This is a genomic window from Pseudomonas sp. GW822-FHT05A08 (assembly GCF_058800485.1).
On the sequence record NZ_CM179511.1, the window covers coordinates 3,302,168 to 3,325,780 of the forward strand.

Sequence of the window (23,613 nt, forward strand, 5' to 3'; positions counted from 1 at the left end):
CATGGCTTCTGTGAATGCCTCCCACGACGACGATGACGACGCGCCAGTGGACAGCATCAACATCACGCCCCTGGTGGACGTGCTGATGGTGGTGCTGGTGATGTTCATCCTCACCGCCACCGCCCAGGTTTCCGGGATCCAGATCAACCTGCCCAAGGCCAGCGCTTCGGTGTCGCTGTCCGAGGCCAAGACCAAGGCGATCTCGGTCAATGACGGCGGCCAGGTGTTCCTCGACGCCTACCCGGTGACGCTGCCGGAGCTGGAAGAACGCCTGCGCATGGAAAAGGCCCTGAACCCGGACTTCCCGGTGATCGTGCGCGGCGACGCCACGGTGCAGTACCAGAAGGTCATCGAGGTCCTGGACCTGTTGCGCCGGCTGGAACTGTCCCAGGTCGGGCTGGTCACCGGCAAACCGAGCCAGGGCTGAGCCATGACCGCACAACAACCTATCCAGTTGCCGCCAGTGAAGAACCGCACGGCGCCGCGCCTGCTCAAGTGGGGCGTGGGCCTGCTGCTGGGGGCTGGCGCCGCCTGGCTGCTCTGGCAGTGGGCCAACGACATGAGCGGGGTGCGCCGTGAGGCGCCCAAGGTGCCGACCATCATCCCGCTGCCGCCACCACCGCCACCGCCGCCGGAAAAACCCAAGGAGCCGGAGCCGCCGGTCGAGGAGAAGGTGCCCGAACCGGAACCGACCCCGGAGCCGGAGCAGGTCAAGCCCGAGGAAGAGGCGCCGCCGTCGCCGGTGGACGACCTGGCTAACCCGATGCAGATGGATGGCGATGCCCAGGCCGGCAGCGACGCTTTCAACATCGGCGCCGGCAAGGGCGGCGGCATGGCCGGCTCCGGCGGTGGGCGCCTGGGCAACGGCACCTACAGCCAGTTCCTGGCCTTCACCTTCCAGCGCGTGCTGCGGGAAAACCCGGACCTGCGCAACCAGGCCTTTTCGCTGCAAACCGACGTCTGGCTGAGCGCCGTCGGCGAGATCACCCGGGTCGAGCTGGTCAAGTCCAGCGGCAACCCGCAAATCGACACCCAGGTGCTGGCCGCCTTGCGCGGCGCGGCGCATTTGACGGAGCGGCCACCGGCCTCCCTGACCCTGCCTGTACGCCTGTCCCTGCAGGGGCGGCGTCCGGGTTAACCGAACGACTGATGCAAGTTTTGCCAAAAGGAGCTGTGTGCAAATGATTTCCAACGTGAATCGATTGTCCCTGGCGATCGGCATGGTCATCGCGACCCTGGTGGGACCGGTAGCGGCCGCGCCCGCTGCGCCCTCGGAAAACGCCACGATCAATCTGATCCGTTTGCTGGTGCAGCAGGGCGTGCTGAAACAGGAGCAGGCCGACGGCCTGATCGCCCAGGCCGAGCGCGAAGCGCAGCAGGCGCGCCAGGCCAGCACCGCGGTGGCGGCAGGGCCGGCGGCGACGCCGGGGGATGTGCGGGTGCAATACGTGCCGGCCATCGTCCGCGACCAGATCCGCGACCAGGTCAAGGCTGAGGTCATGGCCACCGCCAAACAGGAGAACTGGGCCCAGCCCAATACCTTCCCGGACTGGGTGTCGCGCATCAGTTTCGACGGCGACATTCGCCTGCGCGACGAGTCGCGCTACTACTCGGGCAGCAACAGCAACGAAATCGTCGACTTCGCCAAGCTCAACGACAAGGGCCCGTACGACGTCAACCCCAACAGCAGCTCCAACCTGCCGCCCTTGCTCAACACCCGCGAGGACCGCGAGAACCTGTTCCGCCTGCGCGCCCGGCTGGGCATGAAGGCCCAGGTCGCCGAGGACTGGACCGCCGGCATCCGCATCGGTACCGGCTCGGACAACAACCCGGTGTCCACCACCCAGACCCTGGGCGGCGGGTTCGGCAAGAAGGACATCTGGCTCGACCAGGGCTACCTGACCTGGAAGGCCACCGACGCGCTGACCCTGACCGGCGGGCGGATCGCCAACCCGTTCTTCTCCACCGACCTGCTGTATTCCAACGACCTGAACTTCGACGGCGTGGCGGCGATCTTCAACCACAAGCTCAATCGCGACTGGGGCCTGTTCGGTACGGTCGGTGCGTTCCCGGTGGAGTACACCAACGACACCTCCACCAGCAACGGCTTCGACAAGGAAGAGAGCGACAACAAATGGCTGTACGGCGCGCAGATCGGCGCCAACTGGGCGATCAACGGCAACCACCGGCTCAAGGGCGCATTGGCCTACTACCGCTTCGACGACATCGAGGGCCAGCGCTCCGGTGCCTGCGAACCCTGGGCCGGGGCGCCGGGCTGCGACAGCGACGGCAGCCGCGTGGCCTTCATGCAGAAGGGCAACAGCGTATTCCTGCTGCGCGACATCACGCCCAACCCGCTCAACCCGGCCGCCACCGCGCAGCCGCAGTTCGTCGGCCTGGCCTCGGAGTTCAACCTGCTGGACTTGAACCTTACGTGGGACGCCGACCTGCCGGAGAACTTCAAGCTGCGCAGCCAGGCCAACTACATCCACAACCTGGGTTACGACGAAGGCGAGATGCGCAAGCGCTCCGCAGGCCAGATCGTCAACAACCTGGACAGCAATGGCGAGCTGGAAAGCGGCGCCAACGCCTGGATGGTGCAGTTCACCCTGGGCAACAGCCTGGAGCTGGCCAAGCAGGGCGACTGGAACCTGTTCGCCGGCTACAAGTACATCCAGCCCGATGCGCTGCCTGACGGTTTCAACGATTCCTCGTTCCACCTCGGCGGCACCAACGCCAAGGGTTATTTCCTCGGCGGCAACTACGGCCTGGCCAAGAACGTCTTCGCCACCGGCCGCTGGCTGAGTTCCGAGGCGGTGTACGGCGCGCCGTTCGACATCGATGTCTTGCAGCTTGAAATCAACACGCGCTTCTAGGGCGCAGGGGTGCATTGCTATGAACAGTCTCGATATGAACACGCGAGCCAGGGCAGGGCGCTGCCTGTGGTTGGGGCGCGGTCTGTTGTTGACCCTGGGCGTGCTGATGGCCAGCGGGGCCAGCGCCGAAGGCATGGAGGAGCGCCTGCGCACCCAGTTGCGCAGCACCACCCAGCAGTTGCAGGCCCTGCAGAGCGAACAGGCCCAGGCCAGCGCCGCCCGGGTCGCCGCCGAGAACCAGGCCAAACAGGCGCAGGCGCAGATCAAGCAACTGACCGCCGACCTGGCCAAGGCCCGCGGCGTCGCCGAGCAACTGGCCGGCCAGCAGCAGAACCTGCACAGCCAGGCCCAGGCGCAGATGGCTGCCAGCAGCGAGCAGATCGGCAAGTTCAAGAAGGCCTATGACGAACTGCTGGTCATGGCCCGGGCCAAAGAGGCCGAGCGGGCCAGGCTTGAGGCGCAATTGAGCGAGCGTGACACACAAGTGCAGCAATGTTCGGTCAAGAATCAGCAGATGTATGGCGTGGCCAAAGAGATTCTCGCGGCCTACGAAAAGATCGATGTGGCCGAAGTGATGAAAATCCGCCAGCCGTTCGCCGGCGGCGCTCGGGTCAAGTTCGAGGAACTGGCCCAGGGCTTTGGTGACGAGTTGTACAAAACCCAGTTCGATGCCCCGCGGGCAGCGAGCACTCACTGAATACCAGGGAAGAATCGAGCATGACTGAACAAGCGCAACTGATCGCCAGCGTCACCCCGCAGAGCCTCACCGAGCTGCTGCAAGGGGCCGGCTACCGGGTCAACCAGACTGACCAGAACGGCATCGTGCAACTGCTCAGCGCCAGCCAGGGCATCGGCTACGCCGTGCGCTTCGGCAACGCGGCGGGGGCTGAACAGGGCCGCTATGTGGACTTCACCTTCAGCTGCGCGCTGCGGGTCCAGGGCGAGTTGCCGGCGGGCCTGGCCGAGCTGTGGAACGCCTCGCGGCGCTTTGCCCGGCTGTCGGTGCAGGGCGAGTTCCTGGTGATGGAAATGGACGTGGTGGTGGCCGGGGTTGGCGCCGATCACCTGCGCAGCCAGCTGGAACTCTGGGATCGGCTGTTGCAGGAGTTCATCGTCTACCTGCGCGACTACAGCCAGCACGCTGCGCGCCTGCAGGCCCAGGCCGATGCACCTGAAACGACGCCTGACGCAGCGCCCGCGGCCGCCGCCGAGGCTGTCGTTGAGGTGCCTGGGCAGTGAAGAAGCCAAGCCTGGTGGTCAGTGTCGGCGCCCTGGCCCTGGTGGCGCTGGCGGTGTGGCTGGGCGTACGCCCGGGCAGCGACCCGGTGGCGGCGCAACAGCCCAGGGTGGCGCTAGCCAGCCCGGTCGACGACGGTCCGGCGGTGGCGCGCCTGGGTAACCAGCGGGTGGCGCCGGAGGAGCTCAAGGCGCTGTTCGCGGCGTTGCCCGAGGCGTCCCGCGAGCAGCTGCGGGGCAATCGCCCGGCCCTGGAAAACTGGATTCGCACGCGCCTGGCGGAAAAGGCCGTGCTCGAACAGGCCGATGCCCAGGGCTGGCGCCAGCGTCCGGAGGTGGCCTTGCAGACCCGGGTGGCCACTGAGCAGATCGTCTTTCGCGACTACTTGCGCTCGGTCAGCCAGGTCCCGGCCGGCTACCCGAGCGAGGCCGAGTTGCAGCAGGCCTACGACGCGGGCAAGGCGCAGTGGCAGACCCCGGCCTTGTACCGGGTCAGCCAGATCTTCCTCGCGGTGAATGAGCCGCAGGCGCTGGAGGCGACACGCAAGCAGGCCCAGGAACTGAGCAAGAAGGCCCAGGCCGCCCCCGGCGAATTCGCCGCCCTGGCCAGCCAGTATTCCCAGGACCCCGACAGCGCCCGGCGCGGCGGCGACTCCGGGTTGCAGCCATTGCAGCAACTGCTGCCCGAGGTCCGCGGTGCGGTGGCGCGCCTGAAGGTCGGCGCGGTGTCCGATGCGGTGCAGAGCGCGGCGGGTTTTCATGTGCTCAGGCTGACCGAGCAGCAACCGGCCCGCACGGCGACCCTGGACGAGTTGCGCGAACGCCTGACCCAGGCCCTGCGGGCGCAGCGCCAGGAACAGATCGCCAAGGCCTACCTGGAAGGCATGCTCGACACCGCGACCCTGAGTATCGACGGCGCGCAGTTGAACAAGGTGCTGGAAGAGAAGCTGTAGGGGGCGGTGTGGCCGATACCGCTATGGATGGCAACGCCGGCCAACCTGCTACGAATAACGTGCAATGGATGCCATCACCCACACGACAGGGAGTCACTCATGTCCTTTCTCGAACCCGTCCCGATCTCGGGCATCACCCCCTACATCGCCCAGGCCGAACCCCGGGAAGCCTGGCTGGCCCTGGCTGCCGGGATCGAGCCGGAGCTGGCCCAGTATTTCCTGGTCACCGCCCGTTGCGGCTGCTTCATGCAGGCGGCGCGCAGCCTGAACATCAAGTCGACGCTGCTGCGCAAACAGCTGGCGCACCTGGAGGAACAGTTGCGCCGCCCCTTGTTCAGCTTCCAGGGCAGCGCCCTGAGCCTCAGCCGCGAAGGCCAGCAGCTCAAGGCGCAGCTGATCGCCCTGGCCCATGAGCGCATGCTACCGGTGCTCGAACAGCCGCTGCTGCGCCTGGCCGTGGCCGAATCGATCCTGCACGACATCCTCGGTCGCGACCTGATTGCCCTGTTGCGGCGCAACGCCAGCGTGCGCCTGGAGATCATCTCCATCGACAGCGAGCTGTCGCTGCGGGCCCTGAGCGCGGACGTGGTGGTGTGGCTGGGCGGGGTGGATTCGCCCAAGCCGGGGCCGAGTTTCGTCACCAGCGCGCCGCAGCCGCTGGTGCGCCTGGACTACCTGCCGCATATCGCCAAGCGTTATTCGCGGGTCGCGGCGCGTCCCGACAGCCTGGACGATCTGGCCGACTACATGCTGGTGCAATGGCAGCAGGACCGTCAGGTCGAGCCGCTGCGGCCGTGGAACCAGCTGGTGGAGCAGCGCCTGGCGGGGGTGGTGCAGGTGCATTCCTACGAGCTGATGCTGGAGATGATCCGCTGCAGCGCCTGCATCGGCCTGCTGCCTCATTACATGAGCCGCTTCGACCGCGGCCTGACGGCACTGCCCGGGCTGTTCGACGAGGCCATGGCGCGCCAGGTGTGGATGGCGGTGAACGCCGAAGTGGAGCACGACGCCGAAGTACAACAGCTGGTCGACCTGATCCTCAATACCTTCCGGGAACGCAGCGAGTGGTTCGACTTCGACGGCACGCCTCCGTAGGAGCGAAGCTTGCTCGCGATGGCGTCCTGCCTGATACACGGCGCCGGCATCGCCAGCAAGCTGGCTCCTACAGAGAGAATCCCTGTGCCCGGCGCTCGCCATCCGCGGCGCTGGCGCTCTACACTCATCTGCTGTATCGCATGAACCAAGGAAGACTTATGCCCGCAGAGATCCCCAGCATCGTCATCGAACGTTTCAGCGAAGCCCATGTGCAGGGCGTTACCGCGCTGTACAACGACCCCGCGGTCGCCCGCCAGGTGCTGCAGATGCCGTTTCAGTCCGCCGAGGTCTGGCGCAATCGCCTGGCGCCGGACAACGAACGGCGGGTGGCCCTGGTGGCGCTGCACCAGGGCGCGGTGATCGGCAGTTGCAGCATCGAGCAATACTCGCGCATCCGCCGCGCCCACTGCGGCAGCGTCGGCATGGGCGTGGCGGTGGAATGGCAGGGCCAGGGCGTTGGCAGCCGGCTGTTGGCGACGGTGCTGGAGGTGGCGGACAACTGGATGAACCTGCAACGGGTAGAACTGACGGTGTTCGCCGACAACGAAGCCGCACTGGGCCTGTACCGCAAGTTCGGCTTCGAAAGCGAAGGCCGGCTGCGCGACTACGCGGTGCGCGACGGCCAGTATGTCGACGTCGTGAGCATGGCGCGCCTGCGCCGCACGCTCCAGGCCTGACTCGCCCCTGTAGTCGCTGCCGCAGGCTGCGATCGCCCGGAACGGGCGTGGCGATCTTCCGGGCGCCAGAGGTCCTACGACCAGCGTGGCCCGGACCATCGCAGCCTGCGGCAGCGGCTACAGATCATGTCTCTTGATCGCCCAGGGCAAACGCCACCGCCGCCCGCGCATGCAGCTCGGTGGTGTCCAGCAGCGGCAGGGGGCTGTGTTCGGGCTTGAGCAGCAGGCCGATCTCGGTGCAGCCGAGGATGATGGCCTGGGCGCCGCGCTCCATCAGGGCCTGGATCACCTGCTGGTAGCGCTGGCGCGAGGCCTCGCTGATGACGCCCACGCACAGCTCGTCGTAGATGATCCGGTGCACGGCCTGGCGGTCCGTGGCGTCCGGCACCAGCACCTTGAGGCCGCGATCGACCAGGCGCTGCTTGAGGAAATCCTGTTCCATGGTGAAGGCCGTGCCCAGCAGGCCCACGCTGAGGGTGCCGGCCTCGAGGGCGGCCTCGGCGGTCGGGTCGGCGATGTGCAGGAAGGGCACCGACAGCACGGCCTGAATCTCGTCGGCGACCTTGTGCATGGTGTTGGTACAGAGCACCACGCATTCAGCGCCAGCGGCCTCCAGGCGGCGCGCCGCATCCACCAGGATCCCGGCCGCGAGGTCCCAGCGCCCGGCGTGCTGGGCCTGTTCGACAGGCCCGAAGTCGACGCTGTACATTAGCAACCGCGCCGAACGCAGCGGCCCGAGACGGTCCCGTACCTGTTGGTTGATAAGGCGGTAATACTCGGCGCTGGACTCCCAGCTCATGCCGCCGATAAGGCCGATGGTGCGCATACACAGCTCCTGTTGCTGACAAACCTGAATGCCGAGAGTGTCCCGTGACGCAGCCCTGCGATCTATCAAGAAATTTCACATGCCCGGCGTGCTGAGCAGCAAAGTCCAGGATCCCGAGTTGCTGCGCCGCGAACTGCTGGGCGGCACGCTCGACCTGCAATTGCTGCCGCGCGCGGCCTACAGTGCGCGCGATCCGCTGCAGTGGCAAAGCCTCGGCGTGAGCCTGGAGCGCCAGCAGGGCGTGCATGCCATCGGCAGCGACCGGCGCGAGGATTTCGACAGCTGGCCGGGAACCCTGGCCTTGACCCCGGCCGGGGTCGAGGTGTTTTCCGAGTCGCCCCAGGGCGGTGAATACCTGCTGCTGCGCTGGCTGGCCGACCCCCAGGCCCTGGGCATCGCCCGCGGTTCGCGACGCTTGCAACGACCCGGACACGCCCGGGCCCTGGCGCTGGGACGCCAGGCGCGGCGGCTGTTGCTGGAACCCGCCGGCGATCCGTTGGCCCTGGAACAATGTGCCCTGCAGTTCGCCGGCCTGGCCGCCCTCGACCCAGCACCGGCCAAGGTCGCCAGGCGCACCGAGTTCGGCCGGGTGCTGACGCTGATCGAGCAGCAGTACGCCGAGCCCCTATCGCTCGGTGAACTGGCGGCCTGCACCGGGCGCAACGAACTGCGCTTTTTACGCGACTTTACCCGCGCCATCGGCATGACGCCCCATGCCTGGCTGGTCGAAGTCCGGGTGCAGGCGGCGCGCCGGCTGATCGAACGCAGCGACCTGCCGCTCGCCGCCATCGCCCTGGAAACCGGCTTCGCCCACCAGTCCCATATGGGCAGCGCCTTTCGCAAGGTCCTCGGCCTGACCCCCAGCCAGTACCGCGCAGGTTTTTAGTCATACGCCGACATCCCCATCTGCCATGCTCAAGGTCCGCAACCGCGGTTTCTCGAAGAGGCATGAACATGGACGACGTACGGCAACTGGGCGAGATGCTTCGGCGCTATGCAGAAAGCGAAGCCCACAAGAAACAACTGTTCGAAAGCCAGAAGGTGGTCTGGGCGAGCCGTATCACCGAGCTGTTCGAGCATATCCAGCAGTGGCTGGCACCGGTGCTGATGCCGGACCTGCTGGCCTTGAGCCGGGAACCCTACTTGGCCTTCAGCCCCAGTGTCCCGGTGAAAACCTCGACCTTCAAGACCGAGAAACTGACCATCGTCATCGCCGGCAAACCGGTGGAGTTCGTGCCCGATGTGATGGGCGCCGCCGGGCAGATTTCCCTGGCGGTCATGGGCCTGACCGCCGCGCGTTACGGCAGCGTGTCCCTGGTGGGCTTAGCCGACGGCAGCTGGCAATGGCGCCAGGCCAACGGCCTGAAGGAGTCCGACGTCTTTACCTTCGACGGCAACTTCCTGGCGTCGCAGTTGCAGGCGCTGATTCCCCGGGAGCGTGGGTGAGGGCCCGGGATCAGGGCTGCGCAGCTTCCAGCACCTTGAGTTGATAGGTCCTCTGTGCTTCCTGCCCTGTGCATTGAGTACCGTAGCTGCTGGTATACGCGTTGATGGTATAGGTGCCCGGTGTCAGCGGTTTACCGGTGATCAGCGCGTAATGGGTTCTTTTCTGGTAACTCAACTCCAGCCCCTCGGGTAACGGATGGTCGGGGTGAATATAAAAACCGGTCAGTGGCGTATCGGCGCCCACCACCTCCAGCTTGACGCTGAACGGCTGGCCGACGACGGCGGTGGGCAGGGTCTCTGGCTGCATCGTGAGATCCGGGCGGGTATAGCAGCCCGGAAGAAATCCCAGCCCACAACCGCTGAGCATGAGTGAAAGACCAATAGATGAAATCAGTGCGCGCTTCATGGGAGTTTCCTGGGAGCTGTTCAAGGGATCTTGCTGAACACAAGGCCGCCGTATATGTATTTGAGAATGGTCTGCAGGGTCGATCCCGCTGGGATCTGATGCAATAACTCACCCCAGGAAAAGATCATCGAGGAACTGATGGTGTCACTGGGTGCCGTGGTCGAGGTGATGGGGCCGGATAAGGTTTTCGCTGGTTGCTCCCAGGTCACCCAGTGGTTTTTCATTTGCCCTGCATTGGCTGCCAGCATCCCCGCACCGATAAGGGTCGCCATATGAGTGCCGGGGCGGATGTACTGGAACAGTTCGCTCAACTGATCCTGGTTTATATGGGACGAGAACTGGATGTTGTCGAAAAGAATCTCGGCTCCCGCTTGTTTGAACCATTTTCCGAGCCCGGCGGGCAGGGTGATCCCGGAGAACATGTCATCCGGCTCGTCATAGGCGAACAGCAGGTTTTCACTGTCGCGCAAGCAGGCCAGGGTGATCCAGTCGATAGCCCAAATGCGGTCGCCTTCTGTGCCACGGCTGAAGTTTTTCGGATTGCAGGCGCCGTGGCTCGGCTTGATGTGCAACTGCCCGATGGTGGTTTCACCCGTTTCCCATAGCTCGGTGATGGCTTTTGCGTACAGGTCGGGACGGTCCATCAGCAAGGCATAGAAGAAGGTGGCCGGACCGCAGAGGCTGGTGTCTTTCTGGTCGGGGTAGGGGCTGATTGGATGAAAACGTTTCAGGCTGCCGCCTTGCGCCTTTGCCAGGCGAGCCTCGATCTGCTCGTGAATCTTGCTCTTCTCGAACGGGTCTTGCGGGGTGCCCATGGGGTGAGCCTGATCGTTGAAAATCCGCTCCTTCATAGGCGCCGCTTGAAAGTCGTCGAGAATTTTTGCTGCCGCTGCTCGCGGATCAGCGACGACCGCCGGGATGGTCGGAGCCAGTGCCGCCACGGCTGGCGCGCCAGCCAGCGCTGCGGCCTGTGGGGCAGCGGCAGGCACTAGGGCCGCTGTGGCCGCCGCCAGGTTCGGCATCGCCGACACCGCGCTGACCGGCGCCGCTGTAACGGTATCGCCAATGATCACACTGCCCGAACCGCCGACGATAATGCTGCCGTGGCTACCGGTACTGCTCTGTACCGCTGCATTACGGCCATTGATGAAGACGGTTGCCGACACCCCACCGACGATCGCCGCGCCGCAGGCGCTCTGGTCGTCGCGCCGGGCTGCGGCCAGGCCGTCGAACAGGACATCGGGGGAGCCGCTGACGATGGGGTTGGTGCCATGGCCCGGCATCGGGCAGGAGGTCGGGTCGGTTACCCGGGCTGCTGGTTTTCCGCTCATTTTCGAAACGTCCGTGTTTAGTCAGCGGCGAAGACTAAGCGAAACCCCGGCCGCTGGCCAATCGGTTGTCCTTGGCGCGCAGTGGCGATCAGGCCGCGAGGCGGGGTCAGACCTCCATATTGCCCCAGCCGGGCCTGGCGGTTTGCGGTTCCGGCGCCACGGCGTTGATTTTCTTGCCGGTGGCCAGTTCCACCCGGCGCGCCACGTCCGGGTCGTCGGCGAAGGGGATCAGGCTGGCGTCGTCGAGGCTCTTGGCCGATTGATGACGCAGGCAGTAGCCGATGCTCAGGTAGAGGAAGGTCACGCCGAGCAGGTCAAGGGCGAATTCGATCATCGGGGGCTCGCTGTGCTGCAGGAGGGATGAGCGACGCGGGCCGGGTGTGGCCCGCGTCGTGGTCGTGGTCGTGGCTTGGGCGATCAGGCGATCTGGGCGTCGTTGAGGGCCAGGCGCGGGTCGGCCACGCGCACGGTGCGCCAGGTGTTGTAGGCCATCAGCAGCATGCCGCTGAGGAAGAACACACCCCCGGCGAAGCGCACGATAAAGCCCGGGTGGCTGGCCTGCAGGGCCTCGACGAAGGAGTAGGTGAGGGTGCCGTCGTCGTTGACCGCGCGCCACATCAGGCCCTGGGTGATGCCGTTGACCCACATCGAAGCGATGTAGAGCACGGTGCCGATGGTCGCCAGCCAGAAGTGCAGGTTGATCAGTGGGATGCTGTGCATCTGCTCACGGCCGAAGACCTTGGGCACCATGTGGTAGATGGCGCCGAAGGTGATCATCGCCACCCAGCCCAGGGCGCCGGCGTGGACGTGGCCGATGGTCCAGTCGGTGTAGTGCGACAGGGCGTTGACCGTCTTGATCGCCATCATCGGCCCCTCGAAGGTCGACATGCCGTAGAAGGCCAGGGACAGCACCAGGAACCGCAGGATCGGGTCGGTGCGCAACTTATGCCAGGCGCCCGAGAGGGTCATCATGCCGTTGATCATGCCGCCCCAGCTCGGCGCCAGGAGGATCAGCGACATGGCCATGCCCAGCGATTGCGCCCAGTCCGGCAGGGCGGTGTAGTGCAGGTGATGCGGGCCGGCCCAGATGTACAGGGTGATCAGCGCCCAGAAGTGCACGATGGACAGGCGATAGGAATACACCGGGCGCCCGACCTGCTTGGGCACGAAGTAATACATCATCCCGAGGAAACCGGTGGTCAGGAAGAAGCCCACGGCGTTATGGCCGTACCACCACTGGACCATGGCGTCGGTGGCGCCGGAGTACACCGGGTAGGACTTGAACCAGTCCACCGGGATCGACAGGTGATTGACCACGTGGAGCATGGCGATCACCAGGATAAAGGCGCCGAAGAACCAGTTGCCGACGTAGATGTGTTTGGTCTTGCGCTGCACCACGGTGGTGAAGAACACGATGCCGTAGACCACCCAGACCACGGCCATCCACACCGCGCCGGAGAATTCGATTTCCGCGTATTCCTTGGTGGTGGTGTAGCCCAGCGGCAGGGTGACCAGCATGATCAGGATCACCGACTGCCAGCCCCAGAAGGTGAAGGCGGCGAGCTTGTCGGAATACAGCCGCACCTGGCAGGTACGCTGCACCGCGTAGTAACTGGCGGCGAACTGGGCGCTGCCGGCGAAGCCGAAGATCACCAGGCTGGTGTGCAGCGGGCGCAGGCGGCCGAAGCTGGTCCAGGGCAGGTCGAGGTTCATTTGCGGCCAGACCAGCTGGGAGGCGATCCACACCCCCATGGCCATGCCGATCACGCCCCAGACCACGGTGGCGATGACGAATTGGCGTACCACCTTGTAGTTGTAGGCCGGTTCCATTGTTGCTGTGCTCATGGTCAATGCTTCCACGGTTGCAAAGGCTTGCCAGGCCACCCGGCCTGGCATGCCATGCACTGTAGAAAGCACGGGCGAAACAAAACAGGCTCAGAAAAACTGCATTAATACGGATCAGATTGACCGCCTGCCAGCACAGGCCAGAGAGCTGCTGATACGGTTTTTTAGTGTTTACCTGAATCTGTAACGTCCTGAGCTGCAAGTGCATAGTCACCGCCACACCAAAACCCCCGGTTCACCCCTGGAATGCATAACCCCGTGGCCACCCTGGCCCTGTAGCCGCTGCCGAGCGCAGCGAGGCAGCGAATGGGCGGCATCCCGACGGAGCGCTTGCAACCCGGATGGTGCGGTCTGGCTGACAGAGCGCATATGCCGGTTTTGCGGCTGCCTTGCAGCCGATCGCAGCCTTGCTGCACTCGGCAGCGGCTACAGGATTACAGCGGCTTCAAGGGCGGGATCGGGGTCAGCACTGATGAGGCCGTGACATGTATCACTATGACGAGTACGACCGGGCCCTGGTCTTTGAACGGGTGGCGCAGTTTCGCGATCAGGTCGAACGCTTCATGGCCGGCGAGCTGAGCGAAGAGGAGTTCCTGCCGCTGCGCCTGCAGAACGGCCTGTACATGCAGAAGCATGCCTACATGCTGCGGGTGGCCATTCCCTACGGCACCCTCAGTGCACGGCAGATGCGTACCCTGGCCAGCATCGCCCGCGACTACGACCGCGGCTACGGCCACTTCACCACCCGGCAGAACATGCAGTTCAACTGGATCGAGCTGGCCCAGGTGCCGGACATCCTCGAACGCCTGGCCAATGTCGAGATGCATGCGATCCAGACCTCCGGCAACTGCGTGCGCAACATCACCACCGAAGCCTTCGCCGGGGTGGCCGCCGACGAGCTGATGGACCCGCGGCCCCTGGCGGAGATCCTGCGCCAGTGGTCGACCATCAACCCGGAATTCCTGTTCCTGCCGCGCAAGTTCAAGATCGCCATCTGCTCGGCCCGCCAGGACCGGGCGGCAATCATGATGCATGACATCGGCCTGTACCTGTACCGCGACTGGCGCGGGCAGATGCTGCTGCGGGTGATGGTCGGCGGCGGCCTGGGGCGCACGCCGATCCTCAGCCAGCAGATCCGCGACGGCCTGCCGTGGCAGCACCTGCTGTCCTACGTCGAGGCGGTGTTGCGGGTGTATAACCGCCACGGCCGGCGCGACAACAAGTACAAGGCGCGGATCAAGATCCTGGTCAAGGCCCTGGGTATCGAGGCCTTCGCCAAAGAGGTGGAGGAGGAGTGGCAGCACCTCAAGGACGGCCCGGCGCAACTGACCGAGGCCGAATACCAGCGGGTCGCCAGTGCCTTTGTGCCGCCGCTCTACGAGCGCCAGCCGGCCACCGATCTCGACTACGGCAGCCGCCTGGCCGAGGAGCCGGCTTTCGAGCGCTGGGTGGCGCATAACGTCAAGCCGCACAAGGTGCCGGGCTACGCCAGCGTGGTGCTGTCGACCAAGCCCGGCAGCGCCTCACCGCCCGGAGACGTGACGGCGGCGCAGATGGAGGCGGTGGCCGACTGGTCCGAGGCCTTCGGTTTCGGGGAAATCCGTATCGCCCACGAACAGAACATCGTCCTGCCGGACGTGCCCAAGACCGCGCTGCATGAACTGTGGCGGCTGGCCGGCGAACAGGGCCTGGGCTGCGCCAACGTCGGCCTGCTGACCGACATCATCGCCTGTCCCGGCGGCGACTTCTGCGCCCTGGCCAACGCCAAGTCGATCCCCATCGCCCAGGCGATCCAGGCGCGTTTCGACAACCTCGACTACCTGCACGACCTGGGCGACATCAGCTTGAACATCTCCGGCTGCATGAACGCCTGCGGCCATCACCACATCGGCAATATCGGCATCCTCGGCGTCGATAAGAACGGCAGCGAGTGGTACCAGATCACCCTCGGCGGCGCCCAGGGCAAGCACAGCGCGTTGGGCAAGGTCATCGGCCCGTCGTTCAGCGCCGAGCAAGTGCCGGGGGTGATCGAGCGCATCATCGCCACCTTCGTGCGTTACCGGGAGAGCGAAGAACTGTTCGTCGACACCGTGCAGCGCATCGGTCTGGAGCCGTTCAAGGAGCGGGTCTATCCGAAAGTACTGGAGGCGCAGCCATGAGCCCGCAGCGCGATCGCGCAATAGAAGGCACAGCCGTGAGCGAGGAATTACAGCCATGAGCCAGGAGTTACAGCCATGAATAATCTGCTGCGTCTGCAAGATGGCCAGGCCGGGCGGGTCGAGGACGATCCCTGGAGTCTGGTGCGCGAGGTGGACGGCCCGCTGCCCCAGGGCCCGTTGATTCTGCCGCTGGCCCGCTGGCTGATCCGCCGTATCGAGCACGAGTCGGCGCGGGACGGAGTCTGGCTCGGCCCGGACGACGAGGTGGAAAGCCTGCGGCCCTGGCTCAAGCTGATCCCGCTGATCGCCCTGGACTTCCCCAGCTTCCGTGACGGCCGTGCCTACAGCCAGGCCTACCTGCTGCGCACCCGGCTGGGCTGGATGGGCGAACTGCGGGCGGTGGGCGATGTGCTGCGCGACCAGCTCAGCCATATGCGCCAATGCGGTTTTGACAGCTTTGCCATCCGCGAAGACAAATGTGCCGACGACGCCCTCAAGGGGCTGGCGGGCATGAGCGTGCTCTACGGGCGCTCGGCGATCGAGCCGCGGCCGCTGTTCCGGCGCCGCTGAGATCCGCTGCCGCTGAAGAGCAGCGCCTGCCCGGGCCGGCGCTTCGACCGATGCTCACAGTCGCCCGGGAACAGGGCAGGCAACGGCCATTGTCTGGCCGCCAGGGGCATTTGTCCTTGGGTCGATGATGGCGCTTTGGTAGAGTCGCACCTCTTATGAAGGAGCCAGGGATTGGCGTCCGGCGATCAGTCGCCGGCGCGCCTGGCATGAGCTATCCATGGAAGAGAGTCGCGGCTGTGAGCGTTGCTAAAAAGATACTCGGGTTGTTTTCGTTGTTGCTGCTCCTGACCCTGTGGGTCGGCTATTTCTATGTGTACCAGGATGCCCGCAGCGGGCGCCTCGGCGACCCTCTCGACAGCTACGGCTGGTGCGGCCCCGCCGCGGATTCGGTGCACTCCTTCAAGCGCGACTACCTGCTGCTCAGGGTCACCAACAGCACCCAGGGCGAATTCAAGGTCTCGGGGGAGGTCAACGTTTCCGAGCGCACCTACAACCGCTACGAGCTGGGCCGCTACCCGCTGAAACTGCGCCTGGAACCCTTGCAGTCCACCTACAGCATGCCGCCGTTGTTCTTTGAAGAGGTCAAGGTCAAGCCCTTGAACCGCAACTTCAGTTCGCCGCACAAGAATGCCTACGCCGACCTGGAGAGCCGGCCGATCCGGGTCAACGGCGAGTCCAGCCGGTTTCCCTTCGAGGTCTACCGTTACGGCTACAAGCCGGTGCTGTACATCCTCAAGGGCAACGAGCAGGTCGACCTGCCGTTCAAGCGCATCACCACGCAGTTGAACCTGTCCAATACCTTTACCCCGACCCGCCTGTACAACCCGGCGGACTACATCGCCGAGCAGAACAGCCTGGTCCAGCCCGGCGACTATCCCGCCTATGGCGCCAGCGAGTGCGCCTTCAGCATCGAGCGCAAAGGCTCGTTCAAGATCATCGTGCTGCTGTTGTTGCTGGTGCTGTGCCTGCCGCTGTTGATGGTGCTGTATCGCGACGAGCCGACCATCGACTTTCTTGCTACCTTGCTGGGCGTGGCGGCGGTGCGGGTATTCCTGGTCGGGCCGCTGCAGGACTACCAGTTGTACGGCATCGACTTCGTATTTGGCGTCGTGATCATCCTGGCCGGGACCTTTTCCCTGCTCAAGGCCATGCGCATCAACGCCTTGCGCGAGGCGGCGGCAAGGCGCGGAACCACCTGGTAATGGGGAGAGGTGCAGCGTTGACGCTGCACCTGTATCTTTCCGATCTGCTAAGAATTCTCTGGCCTGCTTTGGCGATTAATCCGCTTTTGCTGTGCTGATATGCCCGCTATTGGCTATACCTACACTTCCTAAAACCAGTAGCGCTTCCGGATTTCTGACAGGAGTTACCCTATGAAGCTCGCATCAATGATGAGCACGCTGTGCCTGGCCTCCCTAGGGTTGGTGGGCTGTTCCAGCAACGTCACCCAACCCGACGAGTACTCCGGTTTTCTCGGCGACTACAGCCAGCTCAAGGAAGCCAAGTCGCCGTCCGGCGTCGAGGTGATGCGCTGGGTCGATCCCAAGCTGGACCTGAAGCAGTACCGCAGCGTCTATATCGAGCCCACCCAGTTCTACCCCAAGCCGCAGCCGACGGTGAAGATCCCGCAGAACACCTTGTACGGCATCAACCGCTATTACGACGAGGCGCTCAAGCGCGAGATCGGCAAGGACTTGCCGCTAGCCACCGCGCCGGGGCCGGGGGTGATTGTGGTGCGCGCGGCGATCACGGCCGTGAGCAGCAAGACCGAAGGCCTGAAGCCTTACGAAATCATTCCCATCGCCCTGGTGGCGGCGGCGGTGAGCACGGCCAGCGGCATCCGCGACCAGGAGACCACCCTGGGTACCGAGGCGCAGTTCATCGACGGCGGCAACAACAAGGTGATCGCCCAGGTGGTACGCAAGGGCAGCGGCAAGCCGCTGCAGAACGACACCCAGGTCATGCAGCCTGCGGACGTGAAAAACGTCATCGACGGCTGGGCCTCCGACCTGCATCAGTCCTTCCAGAAACTGAAAAAACAGTAGGGCCGGGGTTTCTCCCCGAGCTTTTTTGCCCACTGCGTCGGGGTCAGGGCGAATACCTGACCCCTTCACTGAGCCGTTCCGGCAGTCAATCAAGAACACAGGTTTCGCTGGCGAGGCGAGGGCGCAAGGCCTGTTGACGGCATCGTCCGTGACAGGTTTTCACATCCGCGGCAGGGTGGCCTGCTCCAGGATCGAGTGGTGGCGGAGCTTCAGGCTGTGCCTTCTTATTTATGTGAAGTGTGATTATTTCCATTCTTTTGGAGTGGTTAAGTTAAAGTGATTTATTAAGTTGAATAAATTCAATAAAAACATATAGATAGAAAGTATTTATGATGTCTTGAATGAGGTTTTTGAGGCTTTCAAGAGGATTTTCCAGCATGCCTGTGCTCGAACGCACGACTTTCATTGCCGGTCGCAGCCCGGCCCGGGTGCTGGATTTCTGTCTTGAAGGCGCCAACTTCCCGAAGATCTTTCCCGAACGCATCACCCCCTTGCGGGGCGTGGATATCAATGACCTGCGGATCAGCGTCGGGCGCCAGTTCAGCTTTCGCCACTGGATGTGGAGTGTCATACCGGTGACATGGGCGGTGGTTATACGTGAAGTCAGCGATCGCCATTTCGTCGACGAGATGCTCAAGGGGCCGCTGCGTGCCTTCCGTCATGAACACCGGGTCGAGGCCTGCGACGGGGGTACCCTGTATACCGACCGGGTGACTTATCGGGCGCTGGGCGGCGCACCTGTGGAATGGCTGGTGGTCAATGCCTACATGGCGCGCATTTTCGCGGCCCGGCATCGCACTATGTTGCGCTTGCTGGGTTGAAGCAGGCCTACAGTGTTTTCGCGTTCCGCCGGTGTTTCAACGGCCTCCAGAGTTGCGCTCCGCTCTCGGGGCTTGTTCTACAATTTGTATCCCGGGCATAGGTGGCCGGGCCATTTCATGTTTAACTTCCGGCCTCTCGATTTTCTTTACAGCTGTTCAATGACAATCGTTTAAAAGGACTCCGTTCATGGCTCAAGTCACCCTTAAAGGCAACCCGGTTCAAGTCAACGGCCAACTGCCACAAGCCGGCGCCAAGGCGCCAGCGTTCTCCCTGGTAGGCGCCGGTCTGGCCGACATCACCCTGAGCAGCTTTGCCGGCAAGCGCAAAGTGCTGAACATCTTCCCGAGCGTCGACACCCCGACCTGCGCCACCTCCGTGCGCAAGTTCAACGCCCAGGCCAGCGGCCTGAACAACACCGTGGTGCTGTGCATCTCGGCTGACCTGCCGTTCGCCCAGGCCCGTTTCTGCGGCGCCGAAGGCCTGGAAAACGTGCAGAACCTGTCGACCCTGCGTGGCCGCGAGTTTATCGAGAACTACGGCGTGGCCATTGCCGACGGCCCACTGGCCGGCCTGACTGCCCGCGCGGTGGTGGTACTGGACGAGAACGACACCGTGCTGCACAGCGAGCTGGTCAAGGAAATCGCTGAAGAACCGAACTACGACGCGGCCTTGGCCGTTCTGAAGTAACAGGTTTTACAATTATTCACGGCCTGGCCCTGTCCAGGCCGTTTTTATTTGTGCTTCAGTGGCTTAGCAGACACTTGCAAACGTAAGCCCAAGGTAAATTGCCGGTAAAGGCGCTTTGCTAAACACCGGCCAGTGCTTATCTTTCAGCCTTCTGAAAAAGATCCCCTCGCGCCCAATGGTTGATCACTCCATGCAATCCTCCGTTTCCCGCAACTCCCGTCGCTGGCTGCTCGGCCTGCTTGTCCTGTTGGCCATCGTCGGCCTGTGCTGGAAGTTCTGGCCGGCCTCGACCACCCCAAAGGATGCCACCGGGCAAAAGGCCGCGGCCGGACACACCGGTCGCAGCGGGTCTATGCGGCCGGGGTTTGGCGGCGCGAGCGGGCCGATCCCGGTGCGGGTGGCGCCGGCCACGCGCGGGGACTTCGCGCTGTATTACAAGGCGCTGGGCACCGTCACCGCGCTGAACACCATCAATGTGCGCAGCCGGGTGGCCGGTGAGCTGGTCAAGGTGGCGTTCGAGGAAGGGCAGATGGTCAAGGCCGGCGACCTGCTGGCGGAAATCGACCCGCGGCCTTATCAGAACGCCTTGCTCCAGGCCGAAGGCACGCTGTTGCAGAACCAGGCGCAACTGAAGAACGCCCAGGTCGACTACGAGCGTTATCGCGGCCTGTATGCCCAGGACAGTATCGCCAAGCAGACCCTGGACACCGCCGCGGCGCTGGTCGGCCAGTACCAGGGTACGGTCAAGACCAACCAGGCAGCGGTCAACGACGCCAAGCTCAACCTCGAATTCACCAAGATCCGCGCGCCGATCACCGGCCGCGTCGGCCTGCGCCAGCTGGACGTCGGCAACCTGGTGGCGGCCAACGACACCACCGCGCTGGCGATCATCACCCAGACCCAGCCGATCAGCGTGGCCTTCACCCTGCCGGAGAACAACCTGAGCAGGGTGCTGGAGCGTTATCGCAGCGGCGCCAGGCTGCCGGTGGAAGCCTGGGACCGCGGCGACCAGGCGCTGCAGGCCAGCGGCGTGCTGCAAAGCCTCGACAACCAGATCGACACCACCACCGGCACCCTGAAGTTCAAGGCGCGCTACGAGAACCGCGACCAGGCGCTGTTCCCCAATCAGTTCGTCAACGTGCGCGTGCTTGCCGACACCCTGAAAAACGTGGTGCTGGCGCCGTCGGCGGCGATCCAGTTCGGCACCAACGGCACCTTCGTCTATGCCCTGGACGGCGCCAACAAGGTCAAGATCCGCCAGCTGCAGGTCGGCGACAGCAACGGCGATTCCACCGTGATCAAGGCCGGCCTGGAAGCCGGCGACCGCGTGGTGCTGGAAGGCACCGACCGCCTCAAGGACGGCAGTGAAGTGGAAGTGGTCAACACCACCGAAGAAGTGCCGGCCACCCCGACCCAGCACCTGCAGGGCCAGCCGGCCAGCTCGGCGACCACGCCGGCCACCGAGATGCCGGCGGGCAAGGTCGGCGCATGAATATCTCGCGGCTGTTCATCCTCCGCCCGGTAGCCACCACCCTGAGCATGCTGGCCATTGTCCTGGCCGGCCTGATCGCCTATCGCCTGTTGCCGGTCTCGGCGTTGCCCCAGGTCGATTACCCGACCATCCGGGTGATGACCCTGTACCCCGGCGCCAGCCCCGACGTGATGACCAGCGCGGTCACCGCGCCCCTGGAGCGCCAGTTCGGGCAGATGCCCGGCCTGACCCAGATGGCCTCCACCAGCTCCGGCGGCGCCTCGGTGCTGACCCTGCGCTTCAACCTCGACATCAATATGGATGTCGCCGAGCAGCAGGTGCAGGCGGCGATCAACGCCGCGACCAACCTGCTGCCCAGCGATCTGCCGGCGCCGCCGGTGTACAACAAGGTCAACCCGGCGGACACCCCGGTGCTGACCCTGGCCATCACCTCCAAGACCATGCTGCTGCCCAAGCTCAACGACCTGGTCGATACCCGCATGGCGCAGAAGATCGCGCAGATCAGCGGCGTCGGCATGGTCAGCATCGCCGGCGGCCAGCGCCAGGCGGTACGGATCAAGGTCAACCCCGAGGCCCTGGCGGCCAACGGCCTCAACCTGTCGGACGTGCGCACCCTGATCGGCGCCTCCAACGTCAACCAGCCCAAGGGCAACTTCGACGGCCCGACCCGGGTGTCGATGCTCGATGCCAACGACCAGCTGACCTCGCCCAAGGATTACGCCGAGCTGATCCTGGCCTACAAGAATGGCGCGCCGCTGCGCCTGAAAGATGTCGCGCAGATCGCCGGCGGCGCCGAGAACGAACGCCTGGCGGCCTGGGCCAATGAGAACCAGGCGGTGCTGCTGAATATCCAGCGCCAGCCCGGGGCCAACGTGATCGAGGTGGTGGACCGGATCAAGGCGCTGCTGCCGAGCATCACCGACAACCTGCCGGCGGGCCTTGACGTCACCGTGCTCACCGACCGCACCCAGACCATCCGCGCCTCGGTCACCGACGTGCAGCACGAACTGCTGATCGCCATCGCCCTGGTGGTGATGGTGACCTTCCTGTTCCTGCGCCGGGCCAGCGCCACGGTGATCCCGTCGATCGCCGTGCCGCTGTCGCTGATCGGCACCTTCGGCGTGATGTACCTGGCGGGCTTTTCGGTCAACAACCTGACCCTGATGGCCCTGACCATCGCCACCGGCTTCGTGGTCGACGACGCGATCGTGATGCTGGAGAACATCTCGCGCTTCATCGAGGAGGGCGACAGCCCGATGCAGGCCGCGCTCAAGGGCGCCAGGCAGATCGGCTTCACCCTGGTGTCGCTGACCCTGTCGCTGATCGCCGTATTGATTCCGTTGCTGTTCATGGCCGACGTGGTCGGGCGGCTGTTCCGCGAGTTCGCCATCACTTTGGCGGTGGCGATCCTGATTTCCCTGGTGGTGTCCCTGACCCTGACGCCGATGATGTGCGCGCGCCTGCTCAAGCGTGAGCCCAAGGCAGAAGAGCAGGGGCGGTTCTACCGTGCCAGCGGCGCCTGGATCGACTGGCTGATCGCCAGCTACGGTCGGTGGCTGCAATGGGTGCTCAAACATCAGCCGCTGACCCTGCTGGTGGCCGTCGGCACCCTGGCGCTGACCGTGTTCCTTTATATGGTGGTGCCCAAGGGCTTCTTCCCGGTGCAGGACACCGGGGTGATCCAGGGCATTTCCGAAGCGCCGCAGTCGGTGTCCTTCGCCGCCATGAGCCAACGTCAGCAGGACCTGGCGAAAATCATCCTGGCCGACCCGGCGGTGCAAAGCCTGTCGTCCTATATCGGCGTCGACGGCGACAACGCCACCCTCAACAGCGGCCGGCTGCTGATCAACCTCAAGCCGCACCGCGAACGCGACCTCAGCGCCGCCGAGGTGATCGCGCGCATCCAGCCCCAGGTCGACCGGTTGGTGGGCATCCGCCTGTTCATGCAGCCGGTGCAGGACCTGACCATCGAGGACCGGGTCAGTCGCACCCAGTACCAATTCAGCCTGTCGTCGCCGGATGCCGACCTGCTGGCCCTGTGGAGCGGGCGCCTGGTGGATGCCTTGGCTCACCGCCCGGAACTCACCGATGTCGCCAGCGACCTGCAGGACAAGGGCTTGCAGGTGTACCTGGTGATCGACCGCGACGCCGCTTCGCGCATCGGCGTCTCGGTGTCGAACATCACCGACGCGCTGTACGACGCCTTCGGCCAGCGGCAGATTTCCACCATCTACACCCAGGCCAGCCAGTACCGCGTGGTGTTGCAGGCCCAGGCCGGGGAAACCATCGGCCCGCAGGCGCTGGAACAGATCCATGTGAAAACCACCGACGGCGGCCAGGTGCGACTGTCGAGCCTGGCCCGGGTCGAGGAGCGCCAGGCGCAACTGGCCATCGCCCATATCGGCCAGTTCCCGGCGGTGATGATGTCGTTCAACCTGGCGCCCGGTGTGGCCCTGGGCGAGGCGGTGAACGTCATCGAACAGGTGCAGCAGGACATCGGCATGCCGGTGGGCGTGCAGACCCAGTTCCAGGGCGCGGCCCAGGCGTTCCAGGCCTCGCTGTCGAGCACCTTGCTGCTGATCCTGGCGGCGGTGGTGACCATGTACATCGTGCTCGGGGTGCTCTACGAGAGCTACATCCACCCGATCACCATCCTCTCCACGCTGCCGTCGGCGGCGGTGGGCGCCTTGCTGGCGTTGATCCTCAGCGGCAACGACCTGGGCATGATCGCGATCATCGGCATCATCCTGCTGATCGGCATCGTCAAGAAGAACGCGATCATGATGATCGACTTCGCCCTCGACGCCGAACGCAACCAGGGCATGGCCCCGGAGCAGGCGATCTACCAGGCGGCGCTCCTGCGTTTCCGGCCGATTCTGATGACCACCCTGGCCGCGCTGTTCGGCGCCGTGCCGCTGATGCTGGCCACCGGTTCCGGCGCCGAACTGCGCCAGCCCCTGGGCCTGGTGATGGTCGGCGGCCTGTTGCTGAGCCAGATCCTGACCTTGTTCACCACGCCCGTTATCTACCTGGCGTTCGACCGGCTGGGGCGGCGGTTTGCCAAGCCAGCCCTAGGAGAAGTGGGGTGAGGGGCGTGAGCGGCAAGCTTCAAGCTGCAAGCGGCAAGCTGAATCAAAAGCCAGAGCC

The 23,613-nt window shown here is 64.6% G+C and carries 22 protein-coding genes and 1 pseudogene; 18 read left to right on the plus strand and 5 right to left on the minus strand.

Annotation, left to right across the window (positions count from 1 at the left end; genetic code table 11):
* Window position 1 precedes the first annotated feature (1 nt).
* From AC3RCP_RS14890 to AC3RCP_RS14925, 8 genes are all read left to right on the plus strand, one after another.
* The gene (locus tag AC3RCP_RS14890; RefSeq protein ID WP_007928991.1) at window positions 2–427 is read left to right on the plus strand and encodes an ExbD/TolR family protein; all 426 of its coding nucleotides are present in this window, start codon (window positions 2–4) and stop codon (window positions 425–427) included.
* Between the two features lie 3 nt (window positions 428–430).
* Window positions 431–1,138 (plus strand): energy transducer TonB family protein, encoded by a 708-nt coding sequence (locus AC3RCP_RS14895; protein ID WP_053260994.1) that lies wholly within the window; start codon window positions 431–433, stop codon window positions 1,136–1,138.
* A gap of 43 nt (window positions 1,139–1,181) precedes the next feature.
* Complete coding sequence (locus AC3RCP_RS14900) at window positions 1,182–2,876, plus strand: putative porin (protein WP_101337824.1); 1,695 nt, start codon at window positions 1,182–1,184, stop codon at window positions 2,874–2,876.
* Window positions 2,877–2,910: 34 nt separating this feature from the next.
* A complete protein-coding gene (locus AC3RCP_RS14905; protein ID WP_492570478.1) occupies window positions 2,911–3,573 on the plus strand; it encodes a DNA repair protein in 663 nt (220 codons plus the stop codon).
* 20 nt (window positions 3,574–3,593) lie between these two features.
* On the plus strand, window positions 3,594–4,115 hold the full coding sequence (locus tag AC3RCP_RS14910; protein ID WP_492570219.1) for a YbjN domain-containing protein: 522 nt from the start codon (window positions 3,594–3,596) through the stop codon (window positions 4,113–4,115).
* Window positions 4,112–5,065 carry a peptidylprolyl isomerase gene (locus AC3RCP_RS14915; RefSeq protein ID WP_492570221.1) on the plus strand — a complete coding sequence of 318 codons (954 nt, stop codon included), beginning with the start codon at window positions 4,112–4,114 and terminating at the stop codon, window positions 5,063–5,065. The genes AC3RCP_RS14910 and AC3RCP_RS14915 overlap by 4 nt, the downstream gene beginning before the upstream one ends.
* 99 nt (window positions 5,066–5,164) lie before the next feature.
* A complete protein-coding gene (locus AC3RCP_RS14920; protein ID WP_053260999.1) occupies window positions 5,165–6,160 on the plus strand; it encodes a LysR family transcriptional regulator in 996 nt (331 codons plus the stop codon).
* A gap of 158 nt (window positions 6,161–6,318) precedes the next feature.
* Window positions 6,319–6,837, plus strand: a complete 519-nt coding sequence (locus AC3RCP_RS14925; RefSeq protein ID WP_101337827.1) for a GNAT family N-acetyltransferase — start codon at window positions 6,319–6,321, stop codon at window positions 6,835–6,837.
* A 124-nt stretch (window positions 6,838–6,961) separates the two neighbouring features.
* On the opposite strand, the gene AC3RCP_RS14930 is transcribed toward AC3RCP_RS14925, so the two are convergent.
* Complete coding sequence (locus tag AC3RCP_RS14930; RefSeq protein WP_492570222.1) at window positions 6,962–7,663, minus strand: aspartate/glutamate racemase family protein; 702 nt, start codon at window positions 7,661–7,663, stop codon at window positions 6,962–6,964.
* 79 nt (window positions 7,664–7,742) lie between these two features.
* Between AC3RCP_RS14930 and AC3RCP_RS14935 the strand changes: the two genes are divergently transcribed.
* Both AC3RCP_RS14935 and AC3RCP_RS14940 read left to right on the plus strand, forming a co-directional pair.
* Entirely contained in the window at window positions 7,743–8,549 is an 807-nt protein-coding gene (locus AC3RCP_RS14935; RefSeq protein WP_492570223.1) for a helix-turn-helix domain-containing protein, read from the plus strand.
* Window positions 8,550–8,617: 68 nt separating this feature from the next.
* Window positions 8,618–9,109 (plus strand): hypothetical protein, encoded by a 492-nt coding sequence (locus tag AC3RCP_RS14940; RefSeq protein ID WP_492570225.1) that lies wholly within the window; start codon window positions 8,618–8,620, stop codon window positions 9,107–9,109.
* A gap of 10 nt (window positions 9,110–9,119) precedes the next feature.
* On the opposite strand, the gene AC3RCP_RS14945 is transcribed toward AC3RCP_RS14940, so the two are convergent.
* The 4 genes and pseudogenes from AC3RCP_RS14945 to ccoN form a co-directional block, all read right to left on the minus strand.
* A complete protein-coding gene (locus AC3RCP_RS14945) occupies window positions 9,120–9,515 on the minus strand; it encodes a hypothetical protein (protein ID WP_007930255.1) in 396 nt (131 codons plus the stop codon).
* 1,016 nt (window positions 9,516–10,531) lie between these two features.
* A pseudogene (locus tag AC3RCP_RS14950) lies at window positions 10,532–10,846 on the minus strand (PAAR domain-containing protein); the annotation flags it as partial.
* A 106-nt stretch (window positions 10,847–10,952) separates the two neighbouring features.
* Window positions 10,953–11,180, minus strand: coding sequence for a CcoQ/FixQ family Cbb3-type cytochrome c oxidase assembly chaperone (locus tag AC3RCP_RS14955; protein WP_102681179.1), 228 nt, complete (start codon window positions 11,178–11,180; stop codon window positions 10,953–10,955).
* An 83-nt stretch (window positions 11,181–11,263) separates the two neighbouring features.
* Window positions 11,264–12,691 (minus strand): cytochrome-c oxidase, cbb3-type subunit I, encoded by a 1,428-nt coding sequence (gene ccoN / locus AC3RCP_RS14960; protein ID WP_492570227.1) that lies wholly within the window; start codon window positions 12,689–12,691, stop codon window positions 11,264–11,266.
* A gap of 485 nt (window positions 12,692–13,176) precedes the next feature.
* Here ccoN and AC3RCP_RS14965 point away from each other — a divergent pair, with 485 nt between their 5' ends.
* The 8 genes from AC3RCP_RS14965 to AC3RCP_RS15000 all read left to right on the plus strand — a co-directional run bounded on the left by AC3RCP_RS14965 (window position 13,177) and on the right by AC3RCP_RS15000 (window position 23,555).
* Complete coding sequence (locus AC3RCP_RS14965; protein ID WP_492570229.1) at window positions 13,177–14,850, plus strand: nitrite/sulfite reductase; 1,674 nt, start codon at window positions 13,177–13,179, stop codon at window positions 14,848–14,850.
* Window positions 14,851–14,925: 75 nt separating this feature from the next.
* Window positions 14,926–15,420, plus strand: a complete 495-nt coding sequence (locus AC3RCP_RS14970) for a DUF934 domain-containing protein (protein ID WP_492570231.1) — start codon at window positions 14,926–14,928, stop codon at window positions 15,418–15,420.
* Window positions 15,421–15,656: 236 nt separating this feature from the next.
* A complete protein-coding gene (locus tag AC3RCP_RS14975; RefSeq protein WP_492570233.1) occupies window positions 15,657–16,622 on the plus strand; it encodes a hypothetical protein in 966 nt (321 codons plus the stop codon).
* Between the two features lie 171 nt (window positions 16,623–16,793).
* On the plus strand, window positions 16,794–17,465 hold the full coding sequence (locus tag AC3RCP_RS14980; protein WP_007927665.1) for a DUF3313 domain-containing protein: 672 nt from the start codon (window positions 16,794–16,796) through the stop codon (window positions 17,463–17,465).
* 377 nt (window positions 17,466–17,842) lie between these two features.
* Window positions 17,843–18,286 (plus strand): SRPBCC family protein, encoded by a 444-nt coding sequence (locus tag AC3RCP_RS14985; RefSeq protein ID WP_492570235.1) that lies wholly within the window; start codon window positions 17,843–17,845, stop codon window positions 18,284–18,286.
* A gap of 187 nt (window positions 18,287–18,473) precedes the next feature.
* Window positions 18,474–18,974: a thiol peroxidase gene (gene tpx / locus AC3RCP_RS14990; protein ID WP_007927663.1), complete on the plus strand. Its 501-nt coding sequence runs from the start codon at window positions 18,474–18,476 to the stop codon at window positions 18,972–18,974.
* A 175-nt stretch (window positions 18,975–19,149) separates the two neighbouring features.
* A complete protein-coding gene (locus AC3RCP_RS14995; protein ID WP_101337833.1) occupies window positions 19,150–20,466 on the plus strand; it encodes an MdtA/MuxA family multidrug efflux RND transporter periplasmic adaptor subunit in 1,317 nt (438 codons plus the stop codon).
* Window positions 20,463–23,555, plus strand: a complete 3,093-nt coding sequence (locus AC3RCP_RS15000; RefSeq protein ID WP_492570237.1) for an MdtB/MuxB family multidrug efflux RND transporter permease subunit — start codon at window positions 20,463–20,465, stop codon at window positions 23,553–23,555. The genes AC3RCP_RS14995 and AC3RCP_RS15000 overlap by 4 nt, the downstream gene beginning before the upstream one ends.
* Window positions 23,556–23,613 lie beyond the last annotated feature (58 nt).